This is a genomic window from Arthrobacter sp. H20 (assembly GCF_000520515.1).
Taxonomy (GTDB): domain Bacteria; phylum Actinomycetota; class Actinomycetes; order Actinomycetales; family Micrococcaceae; genus Arthrobacter_D.
This window is the reverse complement of record NZ_AZRY01000246.1, coordinates 1-1,091: the sequence shown is the minus strand read 5'-3', so window position 1 is coordinate 1,091 and position 1,091 is coordinate 1. Positions and strand designations below refer to the sequence as shown.

The following is a 1,091-nucleotide window of genomic DNA, read 5'->3' as shown; positions in this document are numbered from 1 at the left end:
TACCCGTACGTGCCGTCGGCTGCGTCGAAGAAGCACCGTATACGCACCGCCAGCACCTGCCTGCGGGCCGCGGTGGCCGACCGTGGCCGGGAAAGCCAGTCATAGAACCCCGAGGTTGATACTGCTAGCCACCGGCACATCTTCCAGACCGGGTCCGTGTTTCCCGGGGCCTGTTTTTGGGAACCGATGAACTCGTACTTCGCCACTACCGTGGCTCCCTTGCAAAGTACGAGGCCGCTTTTTTCAAGAACGCGGCCTCAGCCTTGAGCTCCTGATTTTCCCGCTCCGGTAGACCCGTTCGTTCTTCAGAGCTCCGAAGAAACTTTCGGCCATGCTGTTGTCCCAACACACCCCGGTGCGGCCCATCGAGGAACGCATGCCCAGGGCGGTGACCAAGGCCCTGAACCGGGCCGAGGTATAGACGCTGCCACGGTCCGAGTGCCAAATCGCGTCAGGGGCGATCAGGGTCGTTGCGGCAGCGTTCTTCAACGCGTCAGCGACGAGTTCGGTGCGCATGTGATCGGCGATGGACCAGCCCACGACCTTCTTCGAATAGCAGTCGATGACGGTGGCGAGGTAGATGAAACCCTGCCACGTGTGGATATACGTGATGTCCCCGACGAACTTGATCCCCGGGCGGTCCGCGGTGAAGTCCCGTTTCACCAGGTCCGGGACCGCAGCAGCACCTTCGGCGTCGGCCTGGGTGGTGATGCGGAACGGGCGGGGCTGGCACGGCACTAACTTCTCCTGACCCATGATGCTGCGCACCAGCTCCGGGGAACAGGCGGTCCCTTCAGCGGCGAGGTCCGCGTGGATCCGCCGATACCCGTACGTGCCGTCGGCTGCGTCGAAGAAGCACCGTATACGCACCGCCAGCACCTGCCTGCGGGCCGCGGTGGCCGACCGTGGCCGGGAAAGCCAGTCATAGAACCCCGAGGTTGATACTGCTAGCCACCGGCACATCTTCCAGACCGGGTCCGTGTTTCCCGGGGCCTGTTTTTGGGAACCGATGAACTCGTACTTCGCCACTACCGTGGCTCCCTTGCAAAGTACGAGGCCGCTTTTTTCAAGAACGCGGCCTCAGCCTTGAG

The 1,091-nt window shown here is 62.9% G+C and carries 2 pseudogenes; both read right to left on the bottom strand.

What is annotated here, in order from left to right:
- Positions 1-248: pseudogene (locus Y703_RS22580) on the bottom strand (IS3 family transposase); the annotation flags it as partial.
- A 34-nt stretch (positions 249-282) separates the two neighbouring features.
- Positions 283-1,091, bottom strand: a pseudogene (locus Y703_RS17460) (IS3 family transposase); the annotation flags it as partial.